Source organism: Enterobacter cloacae complex sp. AR_0002, from assembly GCF_001922365.1.
GTDB lineage: Bacteria > Pseudomonadota > Gammaproteobacteria > Enterobacterales > Enterobacteriaceae > Enterobacter > Enterobacter hormaechei_C.
Genome location: NZ_CP018814.1, coordinates 3,600,278 through 3,622,025, shown reverse-complemented (window position 1 = coordinate 3,622,025; position 21,748 = coordinate 3,600,278). Strand labels below are relative to the sequence as shown.

The following is a 21,748-nucleotide window of genomic DNA, read 5'->3' as shown; positions in this document are numbered from 1 at the left end:
CGGTTGCCCGCCCCTCTCAGGTGCGACTTGAACCTGAATCACTTAACGTATTTCAGGACAGCATCAAGCAGTTGCAATACAGCAACAATGAGTTTGAGGACAAGTATGACCATATCCACGACGCTCATACGCGTCTCCTTTTGGTTAAAAGGAGCACGATGCTGGCGTACCTTTCCGCCGCCTGTGGCCAGCACCTGGATTGACGTAACACAGTGTGCTCACTTCAGGGGTTAAGGCACTGACGGCACCACCCGTTTCAGCCAGGACTTCGTTGCGCCGGTAAACTGCGGCCCCCTCGCTCACTGCGAACACCCTCAGTATAGATAAATACTGTATGCATGAACAGTATTTTATGGACAAATTTTGGAAGGCGATCCATACTCAAAAACGTCAAAATCCGTGCCGGAATTGCGCGTTCGTCTTCGATCGCGTATACTTTTCGCGTTGACGTAACACAGTGTGTTCTGCGGCAACCAACCGCAAAACCCTGATAAAAACCTCGCTTAGGCGGGGTTTTTTGTTTTCTGGTCTGCCCATAAAAAGACTGCTGTAAAAGCGAGGTTTCTGCTATTTAGCTTCGTTGTGAACGGGATAGCATCGCTTATGCAACTCTCTTTATAGAGATAGGTATTAGACTCATTTTGCAATGATTAAACTAAAAATGTGTGAACTAATAAAAACCGCTAATGCCCTTCAAGTAATTAAGTTGTTTCGTATATAACCTAATAAATAAAATCGTACTGACTTATTTTTTATGTGAATGTTTATGTAAAGCAATTTTACTGGTTTGAATTTCTGGACTTTTCAATGTATATTTCTATAGCCGCAATCATTGTGTGGACACATTATGCAAGCATCTGATTATTTAAAGATGAAGTTCCAGAGTGACAGGCAGTTGACTATTTATGGACAGCAAGGTGTTGCAGGAACATGGAGAGCATTAAAGGGGATCGGCTCTGATATTTACTCAGGAATTGAGCGTGTAAGTTGGTACTCATCATGCTTAATCCCCAGCTATCACGATGTATGTGACGAGCTTCTCTCAGAAGAAAAGAGAATGTACCTCTCAATTCTCTCGCTTTACCGTTATCGCGATGTAATAGCACACATGCTCTATCTTTATTTTGAACGTGTTATTTCCGATTCAGAAAATGGGAATGAACACAATCGCGTTCGTAAGATAGATTCAAAAGTAACAGGGCTTGTTAATAACATACCGACCAGCAAGGCCGCGCGTTTAGCAATAGCATGGGGTCTGGCCAAATCCCTGTCCGAATCAGGCCTGCTGTCTGAAATCGTCGTCGAACGGCTTGCACGCCGCGTACCTAACGTTGTCATGGCGCTTCAATTGATTGGAACGGAACAGAAGTGCGCTCTTGCTGCTCGCCGCCTGAAAACATTGGACCCTAAGTATTACGCCACCCTCTATGCCGCACAACTGGAGATGCTTTACTACTTTTTTGAGCCTTTCCTGTCTGAACTCATTAAGAAGGTGCAGTTGGGATTCTATAAGGATTTCGATGCAATTTATAAAGACTTAAAGGGCAAGGAGCATGTTTAAGAGTCTGTTATCAATTCTATTTACGGATATTTTATTTCCTGTTTATATTTTTGCGTGCGCCTCCTTGTTCCTGTGGTTGGTGCCTGACCACTGGGTATTACTAACATTCATTTCTATCATTGTATTTATTATTGTACATCCGATAATTTTCGGCCACTTTGATAAGTACGATTAAATAATATAAAAAGGATTTTTTTATGTCAAACCCAGCTTATTTGTTTTTAACAGATGAAAATGGTTCTCCCATGGTTGGCTCTTGCCTTGTGTCAGGGCGTGAAGGTGCAATTGAACTCAAATCGTTCACTCATAATGTCAACATTCCAGTCGACGGAAATACCGGAAATTAACGGGCACGCGCATACACATGCCCGTCATGTTTCAGAAGAAATTTGATCGTGTAACCCCGATTTTATTTCGGGCGCTGAGTACGGGAAGAATGCTCAAGTCAGCCACTATTAAGATGTATCAGATTAATGAGGCGGGTTTAGAACAGGAATATTTTAATATCCTCCTTGAGAATGTGAAAATAACCTCAATCACACCAGACCTGTATCCCGGCGCAAACACCGGAACACATCTTAAAACGGTTCTTATACGCTACGAGAAAATCACCTGGAAGTATTGTGACGGCAATGTCATCTATAGTGATGCCTGGAATGAGCGAGCAACTTACTGAAACGTGATCCCTGACGCATTTTTGCGCAGATGAAAATATTTCCATTGTCACGCCCGAAAACCTGTGTTTGTATAAATTCAATCAATGATTCCAAACACAGGTCCCCAATGACTTCATCCATCTTCACTTCGACCCTACTAAAAACTGCGCAACCTGCCGCAGTGGTCGTCGTGCGTGTGGTGGTGGTCGTCGGCAATGCGCCGTAGGGACTGGATCAACACACGAATCCAAAACCCCGCCGGCGCAAACCGGGCGGGGTTTTTCGTTTAGGGCCCCTCCCGGATACGCTAAGTAGTTCGGGTTGCAGGAAGGCGGCAAGTGAGCGAATCCCCAGGAGCGTACATAGGTACGTGACTGGGGTGAGGGAACGCAGCCAACGCATCTGCAACCTGAACTACGACGCGTAAAGCTGGCTCAGAAGAAAAGGACTGGAGCATGGCAAGTTCGGGCACAACATCCACCAAGACGCGTTTTACAGGCGCGCAGCTGATTGTTCATTTACTGGAACGACAGGGCATCACCACCGTTGCGGGCATCCCGGGTGGGACCGTGCTGCCGCTGTATGATGCGTTAAGCCAAAGCACACAGATCCGCCACGTGCTGGCGCGCCACGAGCAGGGCGCAGGCTTTATCGCCCAGGGCATGGCGCGTACCCAGGGTAAACCAGCGGTCTGTATGGCCTGTAGCGGGCCGGGCGCCACTAACCTGGTGACCGCCATCGCCGACGCGCGTCTCGACTCCATTCCGCTGATCTGCATTACCGGCCAGGTGCCGTCCTCGATGATCGGCACCGATGCGTTCCAGGAAGTCGATACCTACGGCATCTCTATCCCCATCACCAAACATAACTATTTAGTTCGCGATATCAGCGAGCTGCCTCAGGTTATCAGCGATGCGTTCCGCATCGCGCAGTCTGGCCGCCCGGGCCCGGTGTGGATAGACATTCCTAAGGATGTCCAGACCGCAGAGATCGAGATCGACATTCTGCCGGAGCCGGGCGAGCGTGCCCCCGCGCCGGAGTTCAGCGCTGAGAGCGTGCGCGATGCGGCGGCAATGATCAACGCCGCCAAACGCCCGGTGCTGTATCTGGGCGGCGGGGCGATCAACGCCGCGGATGAAATCCGCCAGTTTGCGGAAAAAGCCAACCTGCCGACCACCATGACCCTGATGGCGCTGGGTATGCTGCCCAAAGCGCATCCATTGTCTTTAGGGATGCTGGGCATGCACGGCGCGCGCAGCACCAACTACATCCTGCAAGAGGCGGATTTGCTGATAGTTATGGGGGCGCGTTTTGATGACCGGGCGATTGGCAAAACCGAGCAGTTCTGCCCGAACGCCAAAATCATTCACGTGGATATCGACCGCGCCGAGCTGGGTAAAATCAAGCAGCCGCACGTGGCGATCCAGGGCGACGTGGCCGAGGTGCTGGCGCAGCTGATCCCGCAGACGGTGGCAACCGACCGCGCCGACTGGCGCCAGCTGGTGGCCGATCTGCAACGCGAGTTCCCGGGCGCTATCCCAACCGAGGGCGACCCGCTGAGCCACTATGGTCTTATCAACGCTGTTGCCGCCTGCGTGGATGACAGCGCGATTATCACCACCGACGTCGGCCAGCATCAGATGTGGACTGCCCAGGCGTATCCGCTGAACCGCCCGCGCCAGTGGCTGACCTCCGGCGGCCTTGGCACCATGGGCTTCGGCCTGCCAGCAGCGGTTGGCGCGGCGCTCGCCAACCCGGACCGTAAGGTGATCTGCTTCTCCGGTGACGGCAGCCTGATGATGAATATTCAGGAGATGGCGACGGCGGCCGAAAACCAGTTAGACGTCAAAATCATTCTGATGAACAACGAGGCGCTGGGTCTGGTACACCAGCAGCAGAGCCTGTTCTATAAGCAGGGCGTGTTTGCGGCGACCTATCCGGGGATGATCAACTTCATGCAGATTGCCGCTGGTTTTGGCCTGCACACCTGCGATCTGAACGCCGAAGAAGATGCCCACGCGGCGTTGCAGGATGCGATTTCTCGCCCTGGCCCGGCGTTGATCCACGTGCGTATCGACCCTGAACAAAAAGTGTATCCGATGGTGCCGCCGGGTGCGGCAAATACTGAGATGGTGGGAGAATAAGCCATGCAGAAACAACATGATAACGTCATTCTGGAACTCACCGTCCGCAACCACCCTGGCGTCATGACCCACGTCTGCGGGCTGTTTGCCCGCCGGGCATTTAACGTGGAAGGCATTCTCTGCCTGCCGATTCAGGGCAGCGAGCACAGCCGCATCTGGCTACTGGTCAACGACGACCAGCGTCTGGAGCAGATGATAGCGCAGATCGACAAGCTGGAAGACGTCACCAAAGTGGCGCGCAACCAGTCCGATCCCACCATGTTTAACAAAATTGCGGTGTTCTTCGAATAGATCGCTTAAGGTAAGCGTCTTTCGCTCTTGTAGGCCGGATAAGTGCAGCGCCATCCGGCTTTTTCAGACCGCAGGAACACACATGACCACCATCGCCCTTATTGACGACCACCTTATCGTCCGCTCTGGCTTTGCCCAGCTTCTCAACCTCGAACCGGATTTCCAGGTCGTGGCCGAGTTTGGCTCCGGTCGCGAGGCGCTGGCGGGCCTGCCGGGGCGCGGGGTTCAGGTCTGTATCTGCGACATTTCGATGCCGGATCTCTCCGGGCTGGAGCTGTTAAGCCAGCTGCCGAAAGGAATGGCGACCATTATGCTCTCGGTCCACGACAGCCCGGCGCTGGTCGAGCAGGCACTCAACGCGGGCGCACGCGGCTTCCTCTCTAAACGCTGCAGCCCGGACGAGCTGATTGCCGCCGTGCGCACCGTCTCCACCGGCGGCTGCTACCTGACGCCGGAAATCGCCATCAAGCTGGCGGCTGGACGACAGGATCCGCTCACCCGGCGCGAGCGTCAGGTGGCAGAGAAACTTGCCCAGGGCATGTCGGTGAAAGAGATTGCCGTAGAGCTGGGGTTGTCGCCAAAGACCGTTCACGTTCATCGCGCCAACCTGATGGAAAAACTCAACGTCAGTAACGATGTCGAGCTGGCGCGCCGTATGTTTGACAGCTGGCAATGAACTCCCTTTTTTCGCGGCTGATCGCCGTTGTCGCCAGCTTTTTTATCTTCTCCGCCGCGTGGTTCTGCCTGTGGAGTATCAGCCTGCATCTGGTGGAACGCCCGGAGCTGGCGGTGCTGCTGTTCCCCTTTGGCCTGCGTCTGGGGCTGATGCTGCAATGCCCTCGCGGCTACTGGCCGGTGCTGCTGGGCGCAGAGTGGCTGATGCTGATCTGGCTGGCGCAGGAAGTGGCGCTGGCGCATCTGCCGTTATTGATAACCGGAAGCCTGCTCACGCTTATCCCGGTCGCCCTCATTTCCCGCTACCGTCACCAGCGCGACTGGCGCACGCTGCTGCGTCAGGGGGCGGCGCTAATTGCCGCCGCGCTGTTGCAGTCCCTGCCGTGGGTGGGTGAAAAGGAGGTGCTTAACGCCCTGCTGCTGACCCTTACCGGCGGCCTGACGCTGGCCCCGACCTGCCTTGTGATCTGGCATTATCTTACAAGCACTGTCTGGCAGCCGCTCGGCCCGGCGCTGGTCTCCCAGCCGGTGAACTGGCGCGCCCGGCATCTCATCTGGTATCTGCTGCTGTTTGTGGTGAGCCTGTGGCTCCAGCTTGGTCTCCCAGCTGAATTATCACGCTTCACGCCGTTTTGTCTGGCGCTGCCGATCATCGCCCTTGCCTGGCACTACGGCTGGCAGGGCGCATTGATCGCCACGCTGATGAACGCCATCGCGCTGATTGCCAGCCAGACCTGGCACGATCATCCGGTAGATTTACTGCTTTCCCTGCTGGCCCAGAGCCTGACCGGGCTGCTGCTCGGCGCGGGCATACAGCGCCTGCGCGAGCTGAACCAGTCCCTGCAAAACGAGCTGGCGCGCAACCGCCGTCTGGCGGAGCGTCTGCTGGAGACGGAAGAGAGCGTGCGGCAAGAGGTTGCCCGCGAGCTGCACGACGACATCGGCCAGACCATCACCGCCATCCGTACCCAGGCGGGCATTGTTCAGCGCCTGGCGGCAGAAAACGCGGGCGTGAAGCAGGGCGGGGCGCATATCGAACAGCTTTCGCTGGGCGTCTATGATTCCGTTCGTCGCCTGTTAGGGCGGCTGCGCCCGCGCCAGCTTGACGATCTCTCCCTGGAGCAGGCGGTACGCTCCCTGATGCGCGAGATGGAGCTGGAAAGCCGCGGCATTGTCAGCCATCTCGACTGGCGAATTAACGAATCTGCGCTGAGCGAAGGCCAGCGCGTAACCCTGTTCCGCGTCTGTCAGGAGGGGCTGAACAATATCGTCAAACATGCCAGTGCCAGCGCGGTCACGATCCAGGGCTGGCAGCAGGACGAGCGCCTGATGCTGGTAATTGAAGACGACGGCTGCGGCCTGCCGCCGGGCTCCGGCCAGCAGGGCTTTGGCCTGGCGGGCATGCGCGAGCGCGTAAAGGCGCTTGGCGGCACGCTGAGCCTCTCCTGCACCCACGGGACGCGCGTCAGCGTCAGTTTGCCGTTAAGGACGCATCATGTTTAAAACCCCCGCCAGCGCCGCCCCGCTAAGCAACAAAGCGGAAATCGACTCCCGCTACCGCTACTGGCGTCGCCATATCCTGATTACCATCTGGCTCGGCTACGCGCTGTTCTACTTTACCCGCAAAAGCTTCAACGCCGCCGCGCCGGAGATCCTCGCGAGCGGCGTGATGACCCGCACCGACATCGGCCTGCTGGCGACGCTGTTTTACATCACCTACGGCCTGTCGAAGTTCTTCTCCGGCATCGTCAGCGATCGCTCCAACGCGCGTTATTTTATGGGCGTCGGGCTGATCGCCACCGGCGTGGTGAATATTCTGTTTGGCTTCTCCACCTCGCTCTGGGCCTTCGCCCTGCTGTGGGCGCTGAACGCCTTTTTCCAGGGCTGGGGCGCGCCGGTCTGCGCCCGCCTGCTGACCGCCTGGTACTCACGCAACGAGCGCGGCGGCTGGTGGGCGATATGGAACACCGCGCATAACGTCGGCGGGGCGCTGATCCCGATGGTGGTGGGTGCCGCGGCGCTGCACTACGGCTGGCGCGCGGGGATGATGATTGCCGGTGGCCTGGCGATTGTCGCCGGGCTGTTCCTCTGCTGGCGCCTGCGCGACAGGCCGCAAACCGTCGGCCTTCCACCGGTGGGCGACTGGCGGCACGACGAGATGGAGATCGCCCAGCAGCAGGAAGGGGCCGGGCTGTCCCGCCAGGAGATCCTCACCAAATACGTGCTGAAAAACCCCTACATCTGGCTGCTGTCGCTCTGCTACGTGCTGGTCTACGTGGTGCGCGCGGCCATCAACGACTGGGGCAACCTGTACATGTCCGAGACGCTCGGCGTGGATCTGGTGACCGCCAACTCGGCGGTGACCATGTTTGAACTGGGCGGGTTTATCGGCGCGCTGGTGGCGGGCTGGGGCTCGGACAAGCTGTTCAACGGCAACCGCGGCCCGATGAACCTGATTTTTGCCGCCGGGATCTTGCTCTCCGTCGGCTCACTATGGTTGATGCCGTTCGCCAGCTACGTGATGCAGGCGGCGTGCTTCTTCACCATCGGATTTTTCGTCTTTGGCCCGCAGATGCTGATCGGCATGGCGGCGGCGGAGTGTTCCCACAAAGAGGCGGCCGGCGCGGCGACGGGCTTTGTCGGGCTGTTTGCCTATCTTGGCGCATCGCTCTCCGGCTGGCCGCTGGCGCGGGTGATCGACATCTGGCACTGGAGCGGGTTCTTCGCGGTGATCGCCATCGCGGCGGGCATCTCCGCCCTGCTTTTACTGCCGTTTTTGCACGCGCAGGCGCCGCGCGAAGCGTGACGCGCCTCACCTTTTGCTGCCGAGACGCGCAAAACTAAGAAATTTTCCCGGTTTCACCTGGACGCTGTCTCAGGCATCTCTCCTGGCTGGTTTTTACAATGCTGCAAAAATCAGCTCAGGAGTAAACCAACCATGCTGGCCTTCTTAAACCAGGTGCGCAAGCCGACCCTGGATCTGCCGCTCGACGTGCGGCGCAAGATGTGGTTCAAACCGTTCATGCAGTCTTATCTGGTGGTCTTCATCGGCTACCTGACCATGTATCTGATCCGCAAAAACTTTAACATCGCGCAGAACGACATGATCTCGACCTACGGGCTGAGCATGACGCAGCTGGGGATGATTGGCCTGGGCTTCTCCATCACCTACGGCGTGGGGAAAACCGTTGTCTCGTACTATGCAGACGGCAAAAACACCAAGCAATTCCTGCCGTTTATGCTGATCCTCTCCGCCATCTGTATGCTCGGCTTCAGCGCCAGCATGGGCGCGGGGTCCGTTAGCCTGTTCCTGATGATCGCCTTCTACGCCCTGAGCGGTTTCTTCCAGAGTACCGGCGGGTCGTGCAGCTATTCCACCATTACCAAATGGACCCCGCGCCGCAAGCGTGGTTCCTACCTCGGCATGTGGAACATCTCCCACAACCTCGGCGGGGCGGGCGCGGCTGGCGTAGCGCTGTTCGGCGCAAACTACCTGTTCGACGGCCATGTGATCGGCATGTTTATCTTCCCGTCGATTATCGCCCTGATCGTCGGCTTTATCGGCCTTCGCTACGGCAGCGACTCCCCGGAATCGTACGGCCTCGGCAAAGCCGAAGAGCTGTTCGGCGAGGAGATCAGCGAAGAGGACAAAGAGACCGAAGAGAACGAGATGACCAAATGGCAGATCTTTGTTGAGTACGTGCTGAAAAACAAAGTGATTTGGCTGCTCTGCTTCTCAAACATCTTCCTCTACGTGGTGCGTATCGGCATTGACCAGTGGTCAACCGTGTATGCTTTCCAGGAGCTGAAGCTTTCTAAAGAGGTGGCGATTCAGGGCTTCACCCTGTTCGAAGTGGGCGCGCTGGTCGGCACGCTGCTGTGGGGCTGGCTCTCCGACCTCGCCAACGGCCGTCGCGCGCTGGTGGCCTGCATCGCGCTGGCGCTGATTATCGCCACGCTCGGCGTTTACCAGCACGCCAGCAACCAGTACGTTTATCTGGCGTCCCTGTTCGCGCTCGGCTTCCTGGTGTTTGGCCCTCAGCTGCTGATTGGCGTGGCGGCCGTAGGGTTCGTGCCGAAAAAAGCGATCGGCGCCGCCGATGGGATTAAAGGCACCTTCGCCTACCTGATCGGCGACAGCTTCGCCAAGCTGGGCCTGGGGATGATCGCCGACGGCACGCCGATTTTCGGCCTCACCGGCTGGGCGGGCACCTTCGCGGCGCTGGATGCGGCAGCGATCGGCTGTATCGTCCTGATGGCGATGGTCGCGGTGCTGGAAGAACGTAAAATTCGCCGTGAAAATCGCGCGCAGAAATTAAAAACAGCCTGAGTGTGCAGGTAACTTCTTTGCCCGGTGTGTGATGCCGGGCTTTTTTATTTGCACGCCACACCTTTACCCCGCTTTACACACTCACCCTTCTCCATGCTCTACAGTGTTTTTGCTGCCGCCTTTCGTGCAGCCTTAGCCCCTTTTGCTAACGGAGAGCTTGCATGTTAACCCGACGATTGTCCTGCCTGGCGCTGCTGATGGCGCTGGCCTCCCCCGCAATGGCCGCGAATGCACCTACCTACGGCGAGAAGCTGGAAGGTTTTGACTACGGCTGGCCGGTAAAACACTTTACCTTTACCTCGCAGAACCAGCCTCTGGATATGGCTTACCTGGACGTGAAGCCGGAAAAACCCAACGGCCGCACCGTGGTGCTGATGCACGGCAAAAACTTCTGCGCCGGTACCTGGGACGGCACGATCCGCGCGCTTTCAGCCAGCGGGTATCGCGTGATCGCACCCGACCAGATCGGCTTCTGCAAATCCACCAAGCCGGAGCATTATCAGTACACCTTCCAGCAGCTGGCGGATAACACCCACGCGCTGCTGAAAACGCTGGGCGTCGATCGCGTCACGGTCATCGGCCATTCGACCGGCGGCATGCTGGCGACCCGCTACGCGCTGATGTGGCCGCAGCAGGTGGAGCAGCTGGTGATGGTGAACCCAATAGGGCTTGAAGACTGGAAAGCGCGCGGCGTGCCGCATATTACGGTCGACCAGTGGTACCAGCGTGAGCTGAAGGTCAGTGCCGACGGCATTCGTCAGTACGAGAAAAACACCTACTACGCCGGGGAGTGGAAGCCGGAGTACGAGCGCTGGGTCACCATGCTTGCCGGGTTAAACAACGGGCCAGGCAAAGCGCGCGTGGCGTGGAACTCGGCGCTGCTCTACGACATGATTTATACCCAGCCGGTCGTCTATGAATTTAACGAGCTGAAGATGCCGGTATTATTGATGATCGGCACGAAGGACAACACCGCCATCGGGAAAGATCTCGCCCCGCCTGAGATCCGCAAAACGCTCGGCAACTATGCGGTGCTGGGAAAGGAGACGGCGAAGCGCATCCCGCACGCTACGCTGGTGGAATTTAACGACATGGGCCACGCGCCGCAGATGCAGGATCCTGAGCGCTTCCACGAGGCGCTGCTTAAGGGGCTTCAGGCCCGCTGACTGGTTTGCAGCAACAGCCCGCGCAGCCACGCCTGCGCGGGATTGCGGTGCGTTCTGCCGTGCCAGGCCATGCTCTTGGTAAAGCCTGGCACTGGAACTGGCGTCTCGCAGATGAACATCCCCGTCTGATTTTCCGCGATGCGTGACGGCACGACGGCAATCATATCGCTGAGGGCCAGCACGTCCGGCAGAACCAAAAAGTGGCTCACCGAGAGCCCCACGTGCCGCGTCCGGCCAATTTTCTCCAGCGCGCTATCGGTTACCCCGCGAAAGCCGTCCCCCTCGTAAGAGACCAGCACATGCTCAAGGGCGCAAAATCGGTCTAACGTCATTGGCTCTCCGGCGTTTGGATGATCGGCGCGCATCATGCATACGTACCGTTCATCATAAAGCGCACGGCTGTGAAGCTCATCGGGCGTGGTGTGGGGGGTGATAAGCGCTACGTCAATAGCGCCCTGCTCAAGCTGGCTGACAAGGCTACCGGGGGTAACGGGCACCACGCGCACGCGTATGCCAGGCGCCTGTGTTTTAAGGGCGGCGATAAACGGCACAACAACCGCCCGAAGTGCATAATCCGTAGCGGCAAGAGTGAAGGTGAGGCGAGCGGTATTTGGGTCAAAGGCAACGGGCTGAAGCAGCACGTCGATATCCGCGAGAATGCGCTTCACCGGAGCGGCCAGCGCTTCCGCGCGCGTGGTTGGCACCATGCCGTGCGGGGCGCGGATAAAGAGCGGATCGTCGAAGTAGTCCCGCAGGCGGTTGAGCATGCCGCTCACGGCGGGCTGGGTCAGAGCAAGACGCGCCGCCGCGCGGGTGACGCTGCGTTCATCCAGCAGAGCGTCAAGCGTTTTCAGCAGGTTTAGATCCAGCGTGCGCAGATCCGCTTTCATGATGTTTTGCTACCTCTTTTCCGTTCACTATTATGGCGCTGCCCGCTGTCGACGCGTTGCGTTTCCCGCTATGATGGGCGGCTAGTCTAAGGAGAACGCATGGTCTGGATAATGCTGGCAACGCTTGCCGTGGTGTTTGTAGTTGGGTTTCGTGTCCTGACCTCGGATTCCCGCCGCGCCATCAAACGCTTGAGCGAACGGCTGGGTATCACCCCGATGCCGGTAGAATCGATGATCGACCAGTTCGGTAAAACGCCGGGCAATGAGTTTATCCGCTACCTTGAGCGCCCAGACGAAGCGCACCTGCAAAACGCCGCCCAGGTCCTGCTTATCTGGCAGGTCTGCATCGTCGACGGGAGCGAAGAGAATCTGCATACCTGGCACCGCATGCTGCGTAAAGCCCGCCTGGCCGCACCGATCACCGATGCGCAAATCCGCCTCGCGCTCGGCTTCATGCGCGAGATAGAGCCCGATCCGCAGGAGCTTGACGCCTTCCAGCTGCGCTATAACCAGCTTTTCCTCCCGGAAGAGGGCGTGTTTTATCTGCACTGATATCACGAAACGTGATGAAGAGTATAAAGCATCGTCATTAGATTTATATCTGCCGCAGGCGCACCATCACTTCATCCACTCGCTGATGAGGTGAACCATGAAACAATCCGCCATTATCTGGCCAAACGACTACCTGCCAGGCACAACCGATAACTTTGCATCCAACGAAATCATCGTCGCCGGGCTGAGCGCAAAAGAGATTTGGGCGCAGCTTAACGACACTACCCTGTGGCCGAACTACTACAGCAACGCCAAAGATATTCGTTTTCACGACGGCAGCGGTCCGGAACTGAGCGCCAACGCCCGCTTCCGCTTTACGACCTTTGGCTTCCCGGTTGAGGCGCAGGTCACGGAGTATGTTCCGCCCGTTGACGGCGAAGCCGCACGGATCGCCTGGCACGGCTGGGTGGAGGGCGATGCCAGCTCGCGTCTGGATGTGATCCACGCCTGGCTGTTTGAAGACTTGCCGGGAAACCGCGTCCGTATTCTGACTCAGGAGTCGCAGAAAGGCGTTCCTGCACAGGAACTTGCTCGCACCGTGCCGAATCCGATGATCAACGGGCACCAGGAGTGGATCGTTGGGCTGGCGAATGCAGCGATGCAAGAAAAGTTGTCGAAACGTTAAATTCGTCACACTTTTGATGATAAACTGCGCGACTTTTCCGCACGTTTTTATCTTCAGGTGATGCCATGACAGAACATACCCAGCCCACGACCACACCGCAGCCCAAAGAGGTGTCGCGCCCCAACTGGTCGGCGGTTTTCTCCGTGGCGTTCTGCGTCGCCTGCCTGATTACCGTTGAGTTTCTACCGGTGAGCCTGCTGACGCCGATGGCGCAGGATCTGGGCATTTCCGAGGGCGTGGCGGGGCAGTCCGTTACCGTCACCGCGTTTGTGGCGATGTTCGCCAGCCTGTTTATCACTCAGGCGATCGGCACCATCGACCGTCGCAAGGTGGTTATTCTGTTCAGCGTGCTGCTGACGCTCTCCTGCCTGCTGGTCTCTTTCGCTGAAAGCTTCACCCTGCTGCTGCTCGGCCGTGCCTGCCTGGGGCTGGGATTAGGCGGCTTCTGGGCGATGTCCGCCTCGCTGACCATGCGCCTGGTGCCCGCGCGTACGGTGCCGAAGGCCCTGTCCGTTATCTTCGGTGCGGTCTCCATCGCGCTGGTGATTGCCGCGCCGCTGGGCAGCTTCCTCGGCGGGATTATCGGCTGGCGTAACGTGTTCAACGCGGCGGCGGTGATGGGTGTGCTGTGCATTATCTGGGTGTGGAAAGCGCTGCCGTCCCTGCCGGGGGAAGTGGCGCACCACAAACAGAACATGTTCGCGCTGCTGAAACGTCCGGGCGTGCTGGCGGGGATGACCGCCATCTTCATGGCCTTTGCCGGGCAGTTTGCTTTCTTCACCTATATCCGCCCGGTGTATATGACCATGGCGGGCTTTGACGTGGACGGCCTGACGCTGGTGCTCCTGAGCTTCGGTATCGCCAGTTTTGTCGGCACCTCACTGTCGTCTCAGTTCCTGAAGCGCTCCCTGAAGGTGGCGCTGGCGGGTGCCCCGCTGGTGCTGGCGATCAGCGCCGCGGTGCTGGTGTTGTGGGGTAGCGATAAGTGGGTGGCTTCGGCGATCGCGATTATCTGGGGCTTTGCCTTTGCGCTGGTGCCGGTGGGCTGGTCGACGTGGATCACCCGCTCACTTGCCGATCAGGCGGAAAAAGCCGGGTCGATTCAGGTAGCGGTGATCCAGCTGGCGAACACCTGCGGCGCGGCGGTGGGCGGCGTAGCGCTCGACCATCTGGGGCTGACGTCACCGCTGGTGATTTCCGGCACGCTGATGCTGCTGACGGCGCTGCTGGTGGCGGGGAAGGTTAAGGCGAAGTAGTGCTTTTCTCCCTCTCCCGTGGGAGAGGGTTGGGGTGAGGGCATCAGGCTACGCCGATGCCTTAACCCTTCTGCGTGAATCCATCGAAATCAACACCACCGACGACACAATCAACAGCGTCCCCAGCCAGTCCGGCAGGGTGAATGCCACCCCCAGCAACACCACCGACAGCAGCGCGCTGCTCAGCGGTTCGGCGCAGCTCAGAATGCTCGCTTTCGGCCCGCCGATCATCTGTGCGCCTTTCAGATACAGGCTGAACGTCAGCGCGGTGCCAATCACCACCAGGTAGAAAAACGCCAGCAGCAGGCCGCCGTCGATCACGAAGGTGGTGCCGCGTCCGGCGTAGAACGGCGTCAGCATTAATCCCGCAATCAACATACTCCAGCCGACAATCGGCAGCGTGCCGTAGCGGGCTATAAGCGTTGATGGATAGGTGGTGTAAAACGCCGCGGCAAACGCTGAGGCGATACCGAAGAACAGCGCGGCAGGCGAGATGGAGAGCGACGTCGGGTCGCCGTGGGTGACCAGCAGGAAGGTACCCACAAGCGACGTGAAAATCGCGGATAAGACAAATATGCCGGGACGCGTTTTCCGCGCCAGCGCAAACCATGCCACGATAATGGTCGGCGACAGAAACTGGAGCACGGTGGCCGTCGCAGCGTTGGATTTTTCAATCGTCAGCAGGAAGGTGAGCTGCACGGTGAGCGCGCCAACCAGCGAGAAAAACAGCAGGCTGAGGGCGTCTTTGCGGTTTTTGATGACCGAGAAAATCTTGTCGCCGTGAACGAAGGAGAGCGTCAACAGGATCACGCCGGTAAACAGCAGACGAACCATGGTCAGGTAAGGCGAAGAAATGTGGCTTTTCTCCATGATGTACTGCGCGCAAACCCCGGAACTGCCCCATAAAACGGCGGCGATCAGGACGTTGAGCATCCCTTTGCGTGTGGAACCCATGTTCTCCCCTGTTATGTTGTCGTTAATTCGGTCAACAGCATAGCATGGTTGTGTGCGGCCTGATGCCCTCACCCCGGCCCTCTCCCACGGGGAGAGGGAGCGAACACTAAAAACGGCAACTTTCGTTGCCGTTTTGCTTTTACTTTAGAACCACGCCTCCCACATCGCGCCGACGTTGAAGTCGTCCAGCGTCTCATCTTTGGTGTTGTTCACGCGCGCGGTGCGTTCGTTATCCACCTTGCCGCCGGTCACGTAGAAGCGCAGCATCGGGCGGAACTCCGGCCCCATGGCGATAGACATGTTCTGCGACAGGGTCAGCTTCCAGCCCTTGTTGTCGCCGCCGTTGTCGTAATCCACGTGCTGCCAGCCCGCTTCCAGCCAGGTGGAGTGAACGTCGTTCCACCAGTGCATCGGGCGCACGATGGCATTGTAGTTCTTGCGGTTGTCGGTCTTATCGCGGCTATTGTCGTAATCGTGGAAGGCGAGGATGTACTCCACCTGCGTCGCCTGGGTGAATTTGTACAGCCCTTCGAAGCTGGCGTAGACCGTGGTCAGGTCTTCGGTTTTATTGAACACGCTGTTGTCCGAATTATCGGAGTAGCGGGCGATCACCTTGTTCACGCCGCTGTCGTTGGTGTGGCTCAGCACCACGCCGCCCTGCCAGGCGTTAAGACGCTCGTCGCTCTCTACCGCTTTTGAATCAAAGCCGTAGTTGGCGTACAGCTCCAGATCCAGCGGACCGAGCTTCATGCCGTGGATTTTAGAGGTGGCCGCGTAGTTACCTTTGTCGCCCGTGCCGGACCCGCCGGTACAGGTGATGCGTGACGGGTTCGCTTCGTCTTCCATCACTTCCGGGCTACAGGATTCCACTGCCGCCACGGCAGCGACGTCAAACTGCACGCCGCCGATATCGAAGTTCTTCACCCCGGCGCCCTGACCGTCGTGGTTCATCCAGAAGTAATCGTTGATGCCCTGCTGCGGACGCTGGTGGAAGTCGCGACCCGCCCAGAAGTAGGCGTTCGGGTTGGAGGCCATAATGTTGGTCACGCCGGCGTAGGCTTTCTTGAGGTTAACTTCGTCGCCCCAGTGGTCGATCATCACGTTGATGTCCCAGATGGCGCCGTTTTCGCCCTTGAAGGCTTTAGAGAGCTGGAACTCGCCACCGTTGCCTTCGTTACCCAGACGACCAATGGCGGACGCGCCGTTGTAGGAGCCGTCCACCGCCACGTATTTCTGATCGGCAGCCTGGAAGTGCGCCCCGTAGCGGGCGTAGCCGGTAAATTTAACCCCGAACGGGATCGCCATATCCGGAGATTGCGCCGCGCTCTGCGGCTCGGTCACCACGTCCGCTTTTTTCGCGACCGCCGCATCCATTTTAGCCTGACGCTCGGCCAGGGCTTTATCCACCGCTTTCGCCACAATGGCGTCGATTTGCTCCTGCGTGAATTCCTGAGCGAGGACGGAAATTGGGCAAAGCGCGGCGATAACCGCCATGGTTAATGGAAGTTTTTTAATCGTATTCATGGTTATCTCAATATAGTTTAATTTTATTCAGACAATAACCATCCCGCTCCGATCTGACAGAATATGTCGCTATCATCAGAACAAGTGGATTTCTAGTTTTAGGTACAGAGGTATTACATTAAATTATTTCGCCATAGACTATCTCTGATATAAATGAATAATCTCTTCAGATAATTCACGCGCTAATAGCGAATTCATTAAATGATCCTGCGCGTGCACCATAATTAATGTCATCGGCTGGCGGGCTTCGCCCGCGTCCTGCTCAATCAGTTTGGTCTGCATCTTGTGCGCCTGGCGCGCGTAGCCGTCGGCTTCGCGCAGCAGGCTTTTGGCCTCGTCAAGGTTGCCCTGGCGCGCCGCGTGCAGGGCTTCAAAGCACAGGCTGCGGGACTGACCGGCGTTGACGATAATTTCCATTACGGCTTCTTCTAGTGCGATCATTATCTTTACTCTTTATCAAAACTATTATTTAAGGCGGTAGCGGCAAACCACTCTCCGCTTTTTTTAATGGTGCGCTGCTGCGTCTTTAAATCGAGCTGGATAAATCCGTAGCGATTTTTATACGCGTTACACCACGACCAGTTATCAATAAACGTCCACATATGGTAGCCAAGGCAATTGCAGCCTTCGCTAATACCTTTGTGCAGCCACGATAAATGCTCAGAAATAAAATCAATGCGGTATTGATCGTTAATCTGGCCGTTTTCAATAAAGTGCTGCTCATTTTCGACACCCATGCCGTTTTCCGAAATAAAGCAGCGGGGGTTGCCGTAATGGTCGCGCAGGTTAACCAGAATATCGTAAATACCCGGCTCGTAGATTTCCCAGCCGCGGTACGGGTTCATCTTGCGGCCCGGCATCTCGTAGCTATCAAAGAACCACTCCGGCATAAACGGCGCCTGCGGGTTCACCGCGCTGTCGCGACACTTCACGCGACGCGGCTGATAGTAGTTAATGCCGAGCAGGTCGATTTTCCCTTCCGCAATCAGGAAACCGTCTTCCGGCTTGCAGGCGGGCAGCTGGTCGTAAGATTTCAGCAGCGCCACCAGATCCGCCGGGTATTCGCCGCGCAGGACCGGGTCGAGGAAGCTGCGGTTAAACATTAGATCCGCAACGTGCGCCGCCTTCACGTCTGCCGGGTTCCGGGAGCGCGGGTAAGACGGCGTCAGGTTCAGCACGATGCCGATCTCCCCCGCGTAGTGCCCGGCGCGGTAGGCCTGAACCGCCTTCGCATGGGCCAGCACCGTGTGATACGCCACGGTGGCTGCCCGACGAAAATCCACCACGTTCGGATAGTGGAAGTCGTACAGATAACCGCCTTCCACCGGAACAATCGGCTCGTTGAAGGTAAACCAGTGCAGCACGCGGTCGCCGAACAGCTCGAAGCATATCTGCGCATAGCGGGCGTAAGCGTCCACCACGTCGCGGTTTTCCCATCCGCCGATTTCCTGCATCGCCATCGGCATGTCGAAATGGAACAAGGTGATAAACGGCGTGATGCCCTGTTCATTCAGCTCATCAATAACCTGATTGTAAAAATCGACCGCGTCCGGGTTCACTTCACCGATACCGTCGGGGATCAGGCGCGCCCAGCTAATCGAGGTACGAAAGCTGTTGTGGTTCAGCTGCTTTAACAGCTGAATGTCCGTTTTCCAGTGCTGATAAAACGTGGAGGTGTGCTGCGGCCCCACGCCGTTGTGAAAACGGTTCGGCTCGCGGGCAAACCAGTAGTCCCACGTGGTTTCACCCTCTCGTGTCCCTTCCGTCTGGAGAGCGGAGCTTGCGCTGCCCCACCAGAAGTTATCGGGAAATGCGTATTTCATGACCCTTCCTCTTTGCTTAATTGCTTGTGGCTTCAGCGGCACCCACGGTTGCAGCCTGGGCTTTCTGCTCTTCGTTTTTAATCAGCGTACGCTCATAGGCGCGCAGGAACGGCAGGTACATCAGGGCGGACATCACCATGCAGACCAGGCACATCACCACCGGGCTCAGCGCCCAGTTCGCCGCCCACGAGGCGCCAATCGGCGCGGGCGTGGTCCAAGGGGTTAACGAAACCACCTGAGCCAGCCAGCCGAGCTTAGTTGCGCCGTACGCCAGGCAGGCGTTGACCAGCGGAACGAACACGAACGGGATAAACAGCATCGGGTTCATGATGATCGGCGCGCCGAACAGAATCGGTTCGTTGATGTTAAAGAAGCTTGGCACAACGCCCATTTTGCCGATGGTGCGCAGATGGGTAACGCGGCTACGCAGCAGGAGGAACGCCAGCGGCAGGGTCGAGCCTACGCCGCCAATCAGCAGGTAGTGATCCCAGAAACCTTGCAGATAAACGTGCGGCAGCGCCGCGCCCGCCGCCAGCGCCGCCTGGTTTGCAGAGAGGTTCGCCATCCAGAACGGGTTCATGATGCCGGTGACAATCAGCGAGCCGTGGATACCCGCGAACCAGAAGATCTGGCACAGCAGCACGGAGAGCAGAATCGCGGGCAGGGAGTCAGACGCCGACACCAGCGGCTCCAGCAGGTGCATGATCGCCTGCGGGATAATCATGCCGGTCTGCGCTTCAATGAACAGGTTCAGCGGGTGCAGCGTCCCGATCACCACCATCACCGGGATCAGGATCTCAAACGAACGCGCCACGCCGGTCGGCACCTCTTTCGGCAGGCGGATGGTGACGTTGTTCTGCTTCAGCCACGCGTACACGCGGGTGGAGTAGATCGCGGTGATAAGCGCAGTGAAGATCCCCTGGCCGGAGAGATACTGGGTCGAAATTTTGCCATCGGCATAGGGTGCTGCGACCAGCAGGAAGGCCATAAAGGCCAGCAGGCCGGACATCACCGGATCGAGGTTAAACTGACGCCCCAGGCTCGCCCCAATCCCCACCGAGATGAAGAAGGTCATCACGCCCATGCTGAGGTTAAACGGCAGCATCAGCTGTTCGCGGTAGGTCTGGGAGAAATCCAGCCAGCCGCGGGCGAAGCTGTTGGTGGTATCCGCCGAGAACGGCGGGAAGATGAACACCAGCATAAACGAGCCGATGATCATAAACGGTAGCGCGGCGGTAAAGCCGTCGCGGATGGCAATCACATACTTTTGCTGACCCAGCTTTGCGGCCAGCGGGGTAATTGATTGCTCAATCACCGCAACCATGGATTGATATAACGAACTCATGTGAACACCTTTTAGTGTGCCGCTTCGATGAGCGACAGAGCAAAGTCCAGTACTTTATCGCCACGCTGCATGCCGTAGTCCATCATGTCGATGGGCTGCACCGGAATGCCATGCGTCGCCGCCTTGTCTGAGAGTGTCTGTAACATGTATTTCACTTGCGGTCCGAGAAGTACCACCTGGTATTGCGGAAACTGCGTATCAAATTCGGAAACACCGTACGCATCAATCTTCACCGGCAAACCACGTTCTTTCGCGACATCGACCATTTTGCTGACCAACAGGCTGGTGGACATCCCGGCAGAGCAGCACAGCATAATCTTGAACATCGACAACCATCCTCAAAATGTAAAAAGTTATTGCGAGGATGATTGGACATGATACGGAAACCGGTTTCCATTTATAAAAGACAGAACTGTGACAACCATCAAGATCCCTTACTTATGAGGCTAATTAACCGGATGTGGGTCACATAATTTGGCTGTTTTGGCATCAATTTGAGTGGAAACGGAAAATCGGTTTCCATGGAAAACGGAAACGGATATACTCCGTTCTGGCTATAATGTGAGCCGTAGCGGTGATGGAAATTACAGACGCCAGTTGCGTCTGACAGGGGAGAGAGATGTCTACAATCAACGATGTATCGCGTCTGGCCGGGGTGTCCAAAGCCACGGTATCACGGGTGTTGAGCGGGTCGCGTGGCGTTAAAGAAGCCAGCCGCCAGGCTGTTCTGAAAGCGGTGGACGAGCTGAACTATCGTCCCAACGTGATCGCCCAGTCGCTGCTCAGCCAGTCGACGGGCTGCATTGGGGTGATTTGCGCGCAGGAAAACATTAACCAGACCACCGGTTACCTGTACGCGCTGGAAAAACACCTCAGCCAGCATCAAAAACATCTGCTGCTGCGTTTCGCACACACGAAAACAGAAGTGATGAACGCCCTTGAAGAACTCTCCTGCGGCTTATGTGATGACATTCTGGTGATTGGCGCGCGTTTCCCGCTGGACGTGGACATGGACAACGTGATTCTGGTCGACTGTATGGAAGCCGATAACGCCAACAGCATTCAGTTCGATCACGCGTTCGCGGCTGAAACGGCCTGCAACTATCTCACCAGCCAGGGGCGTCGCCAGATAGCGCTCATCCACCCGCACGGCAGCGGCTTTGCCGATCAGGTGCTGTTGGGTTACAAACATGCGCTGGAGAAAAACTTCCTGCCCTTTAATCGCAACCTCGTGTTTATGGACGCAACTTCATCGTCCGTTGCGCTTCAGGAATTACTCAACAACGCGTCCACGCTGAACTTCAACGCGCTGCTGGTGGCGGATGAGCAGGAAGCCCAGCGGGTGATCCCGCAGTTACAGGCGTTTAATAAATCGGTACCGGAAGACATCATGGTCTTTAGCCTCGGCGGTTCGCTGCATCTGCCGGGTATCCCGGTGATCCCGGCCATTGAGTATTCCATGGACGCCATGGCGGCGCGCATCGTGAGCTGGCTGACAGAGAAAACGCAGATGCTCGGGTCCTACGTTCTGCGCGGGGATTTGATTATTCCGGATGTGCGGAAGCGTTAAACGTGTGATGTAGGCCGGGTAAGCGCAGCGCCACCCGGCGCTCAATCCTCAGTAATCTTCCATACAATCCACCTGACTGACTGCATCCCAGTAGGCGTCCAGGTTGTCACGCTTCATGGCGGTGATGGCGTTTTTGATCAGCAGCTGATTGGCCTCAGACGACAAAATCATCGCCTGCCAGGCCTTATCGCTCTGCTTTTTCTGCGGGGTACAGGTTTTCTTTACATCTTTCAGGACCTGCTGTTTTATCTGGGCCTCTTTCTCCGGAGCGCTCTTCTCCTGCGCGTGAACAAACGCAGCGAAAATCAGGCAAACGAGCAGGCAAACCAGGTATGCAGATTTCATCGAAACCTCCTTTGAAAGTCACATGCTTCCCCTGAAATATA

The 21,748-nt window shown here is 57.2% G+C and carries 22 protein-coding genes and 1 pseudogene; 14 read left to right on the top strand and 9 right to left on the bottom strand.

Annotation, left to right across the window (positions count from 1 at the left end; translation table 11 throughout):
* Nucleotides 1-38: 38 nt before the first annotated feature.
* Nucleotides 39-128, bottom strand: a complete 90-nt coding sequence (tisB, locus tag AM329_RS17950; RefSeq protein WP_022646551.1) for a type I toxin-antitoxin system toxin TisB — start codon at nucleotides 126-128, stop codon at nucleotides 39-41.
* A 719-nt stretch (nucleotides 129-847) separates the two neighbouring features.
* Between tisB and AM329_RS17945 the strand changes: the two genes are divergently transcribed.
* The 10 genes and pseudogenes from AM329_RS17945 to AM329_RS17895 all read left to right on the top strand — a co-directional run bounded on the left by AM329_RS17945 (nucleotide 848) and on the right by AM329_RS17895 (nucleotide 10,823).
* Nucleotides 848-1,561, top strand: a complete 714-nt coding sequence (locus AM329_RS17945; RefSeq protein WP_032608147.1) for a hypothetical protein — start codon at nucleotides 848-850, stop codon at nucleotides 1,559-1,561.
* Nucleotides 1,562-1,758: 197 nt separating this feature from the next.
* Nucleotides 1,759-2,237, top strand: a pseudogene (locus AM329_RS17935) (Hcp family type VI secretion system effector).
* 107 nt (nucleotides 2,238-2,344) lie between these two features.
* Complete coding sequence (gene ivbL / locus AM329_RS25620) at nucleotides 2,345-2,443, top strand: ilvB operon leader peptide IvbL (protein ID WP_057979964.1); 99 nt, start codon at nucleotides 2,345-2,347, stop codon at nucleotides 2,441-2,443.
* 229 nt (nucleotides 2,444-2,672) lie between these two features.
* Complete coding sequence (gene ilvB, locus AM329_RS17925; protein ID WP_003861056.1) at nucleotides 2,673-4,361, top strand: acetolactate synthase large subunit; 1,689 nt, start codon at nucleotides 2,673-2,675, stop codon at nucleotides 4,359-4,361.
* A 3-nt stretch (nucleotides 4,362-4,364) separates the two neighbouring features.
* A complete protein-coding gene (ilvN, locus tag AM329_RS17920; protein WP_028014960.1) occupies nucleotides 4,365-4,652 on the top strand; it encodes an acetolactate synthase small subunit in 288 nt (95 codons plus the stop codon).
* Between the two features lie 82 nt (nucleotides 4,653-4,734).
* The gene (gene uhpA / locus AM329_RS17915; RefSeq protein ID WP_032608150.1) at nucleotides 4,735-5,328 is read left to right on the top strand and encodes a transcriptional regulator UhpA; all 594 of its coding nucleotides are present in this window, start codon (nucleotides 4,735-4,737) and stop codon (nucleotides 5,326-5,328) included.
* Nucleotides 5,325-6,830: a signal transduction histidine-protein kinase/phosphatase UhpB gene (gene uhpB, locus AM329_RS17910; protein WP_032608151.1), complete on the top strand. Its 1,506-nt coding sequence runs from the start codon at nucleotides 5,325-5,327 to the stop codon at nucleotides 6,828-6,830. Before uhpA ends, uhpB begins: the two co-directional genes overlap by 4 nt.
* On the top strand, nucleotides 6,823-8,133 hold the full coding sequence (locus AM329_RS17905) for an MFS transporter (RefSeq protein WP_003861050.1): 1,311 nt from the start codon (nucleotides 6,823-6,825) through the stop codon (nucleotides 8,131-8,133). The genes uhpB and AM329_RS17905 overlap by 8 nt, the downstream gene beginning before the upstream one ends.
* Before the next feature lie 132 nt (nucleotides 8,134-8,265).
* Entirely contained in the window at nucleotides 8,266-9,657 is a 1,392-nt protein-coding gene (gene uhpT, locus AM329_RS17900) for a hexose-6-phosphate:phosphate antiporter (RefSeq protein ID WP_003861048.1), read from the top strand.
* A 161-nt stretch (nucleotides 9,658-9,818) separates the two neighbouring features.
* Nucleotides 9,819-10,823: an alpha/beta fold hydrolase gene (locus AM329_RS17895; protein WP_032608152.1), complete on the top strand. Its 1,005-nt coding sequence runs from the start codon at nucleotides 9,819-9,821 to the stop codon at nucleotides 10,821-10,823.
* Here AM329_RS17895 and AM329_RS17890 read toward each other — a convergent pair.
* Nucleotides 10,811-11,713 (bottom strand): LysR family transcriptional regulator, encoded by a 903-nt coding sequence (locus tag AM329_RS17890; RefSeq protein ID WP_023323928.1) that lies wholly within the window; start codon nucleotides 11,711-11,713, stop codon nucleotides 10,811-10,813. The genes AM329_RS17895 and AM329_RS17890 overlap by 13 nt on opposite strands.
* Nucleotides 11,714-11,812: 99 nt before the next feature.
* Here AM329_RS17890 and AM329_RS17885 point away from each other — a divergent pair, with 99 nt between their 5' ends.
* The 3 genes from AM329_RS17885 to nepI all read left to right on the top strand — a co-directional run bounded on the left by AM329_RS17885 (nucleotide 11,813) and on the right by nepI (nucleotide 14,146).
* The gene (locus AM329_RS17885) at nucleotides 11,813-12,265 is read left to right on the top strand and encodes a DUF1198 domain-containing protein (protein WP_003861042.1); all 453 of its coding nucleotides are present in this window, start codon (nucleotides 11,813-11,815) and stop codon (nucleotides 12,263-12,265) included.
* 97 nt (nucleotides 12,266-12,362) lie between these two features.
* Nucleotides 12,363-12,890, top strand: coding sequence for an SRPBCC domain-containing protein (locus AM329_RS17880; RefSeq protein WP_032608153.1), 528 nt, complete (start codon nucleotides 12,363-12,365; stop codon nucleotides 12,888-12,890).
* Nucleotides 12,891-12,955: 65 nt separating this feature from the next.
* A complete protein-coding gene (gene nepI / locus AM329_RS17875) occupies nucleotides 12,956-14,146 on the top strand; it encodes a purine ribonucleoside efflux pump NepI (protein WP_032608154.1) in 1,191 nt (396 codons plus the stop codon).
* A gap of 48 nt (nucleotides 14,147-14,194) precedes the next feature.
* Here nepI and AM329_RS17870 read toward each other — a convergent pair whose 3' ends face one another.
* The 6 genes from AM329_RS17870 to AM329_RS17845 all read right to left on the bottom strand — a co-directional run bounded on the left by AM329_RS17870 (nucleotide 14,195) and on the right by AM329_RS17845 (nucleotide 20,118).
* Entirely contained in the window at nucleotides 14,195-15,100 is a 906-nt protein-coding gene (locus AM329_RS17870) for an EamA family transporter (protein ID WP_023315096.1), read from the bottom strand.
* A 144-nt stretch (nucleotides 15,101-15,244) separates the two neighbouring features.
* Nucleotides 15,245-16,624, bottom strand: coding sequence for a carbohydrate porin (locus AM329_RS17865; RefSeq protein ID WP_022650103.1), 1,380 nt, complete (start codon nucleotides 16,622-16,624; stop codon nucleotides 15,245-15,247).
* A 138-nt stretch (nucleotides 16,625-16,762) separates the two neighbouring features.
* Nucleotides 16,763-17,065 carry a PTS lactose/cellobiose transporter subunit IIA gene (locus AM329_RS17860; protein ID WP_014168006.1) on the bottom strand — a complete coding sequence of 101 codons (303 nt, stop codon included), beginning with the start codon at nucleotides 17,063-17,065 and terminating at the stop codon, nucleotides 16,763-16,765.
* Nucleotides 17,066-17,070: 5 nt separating this feature from the next.
* Complete coding sequence (locus tag AM329_RS17855) at nucleotides 17,071-18,447, bottom strand: glycoside hydrolase family 1 protein (RefSeq protein ID WP_032608155.1); 1,377 nt, start codon at nucleotides 18,445-18,447, stop codon at nucleotides 17,071-17,073.
* Between the two features lie 16 nt (nucleotides 18,448-18,463).
* Nucleotides 18,464-19,792 (bottom strand): PTS sugar transporter subunit IIC, encoded by a 1,329-nt coding sequence (locus AM329_RS17850; RefSeq protein ID WP_023293713.1) that lies wholly within the window; start codon nucleotides 19,790-19,792, stop codon nucleotides 18,464-18,466.
* A gap of 11 nt (nucleotides 19,793-19,803) precedes the next feature.
* Entirely contained in the window at nucleotides 19,804-20,118 is a 315-nt protein-coding gene (locus tag AM329_RS17845) for a PTS sugar transporter subunit IIB (protein ID WP_008500132.1), read from the bottom strand.
* A gap of 293 nt (nucleotides 20,119-20,411) precedes the next feature.
* Here AM329_RS17845 and AM329_RS17840 point away from each other — a divergent pair, with 293 nt between their 5' ends.
* Nucleotides 20,412-21,362, top strand: a complete 951-nt coding sequence (locus AM329_RS17840; RefSeq protein WP_003861033.1) for a LacI family DNA-binding transcriptional regulator — start codon at nucleotides 20,412-20,414, stop codon at nucleotides 21,360-21,362.
* Nucleotides 21,363-21,410: 48 nt separating this feature from the next.
* Here the strand turns inward: AM329_RS17840 and AM329_RS17835 are convergent, their stop codons facing one another.
* On the bottom strand, nucleotides 21,411-21,707 hold the full coding sequence (locus AM329_RS17835) for a YicS family protein (protein WP_032608156.1): 297 nt from the start codon (nucleotides 21,705-21,707) through the stop codon (nucleotides 21,411-21,413).
* Nucleotides 21,708-21,748: the final 41 nt, after the last annotated feature.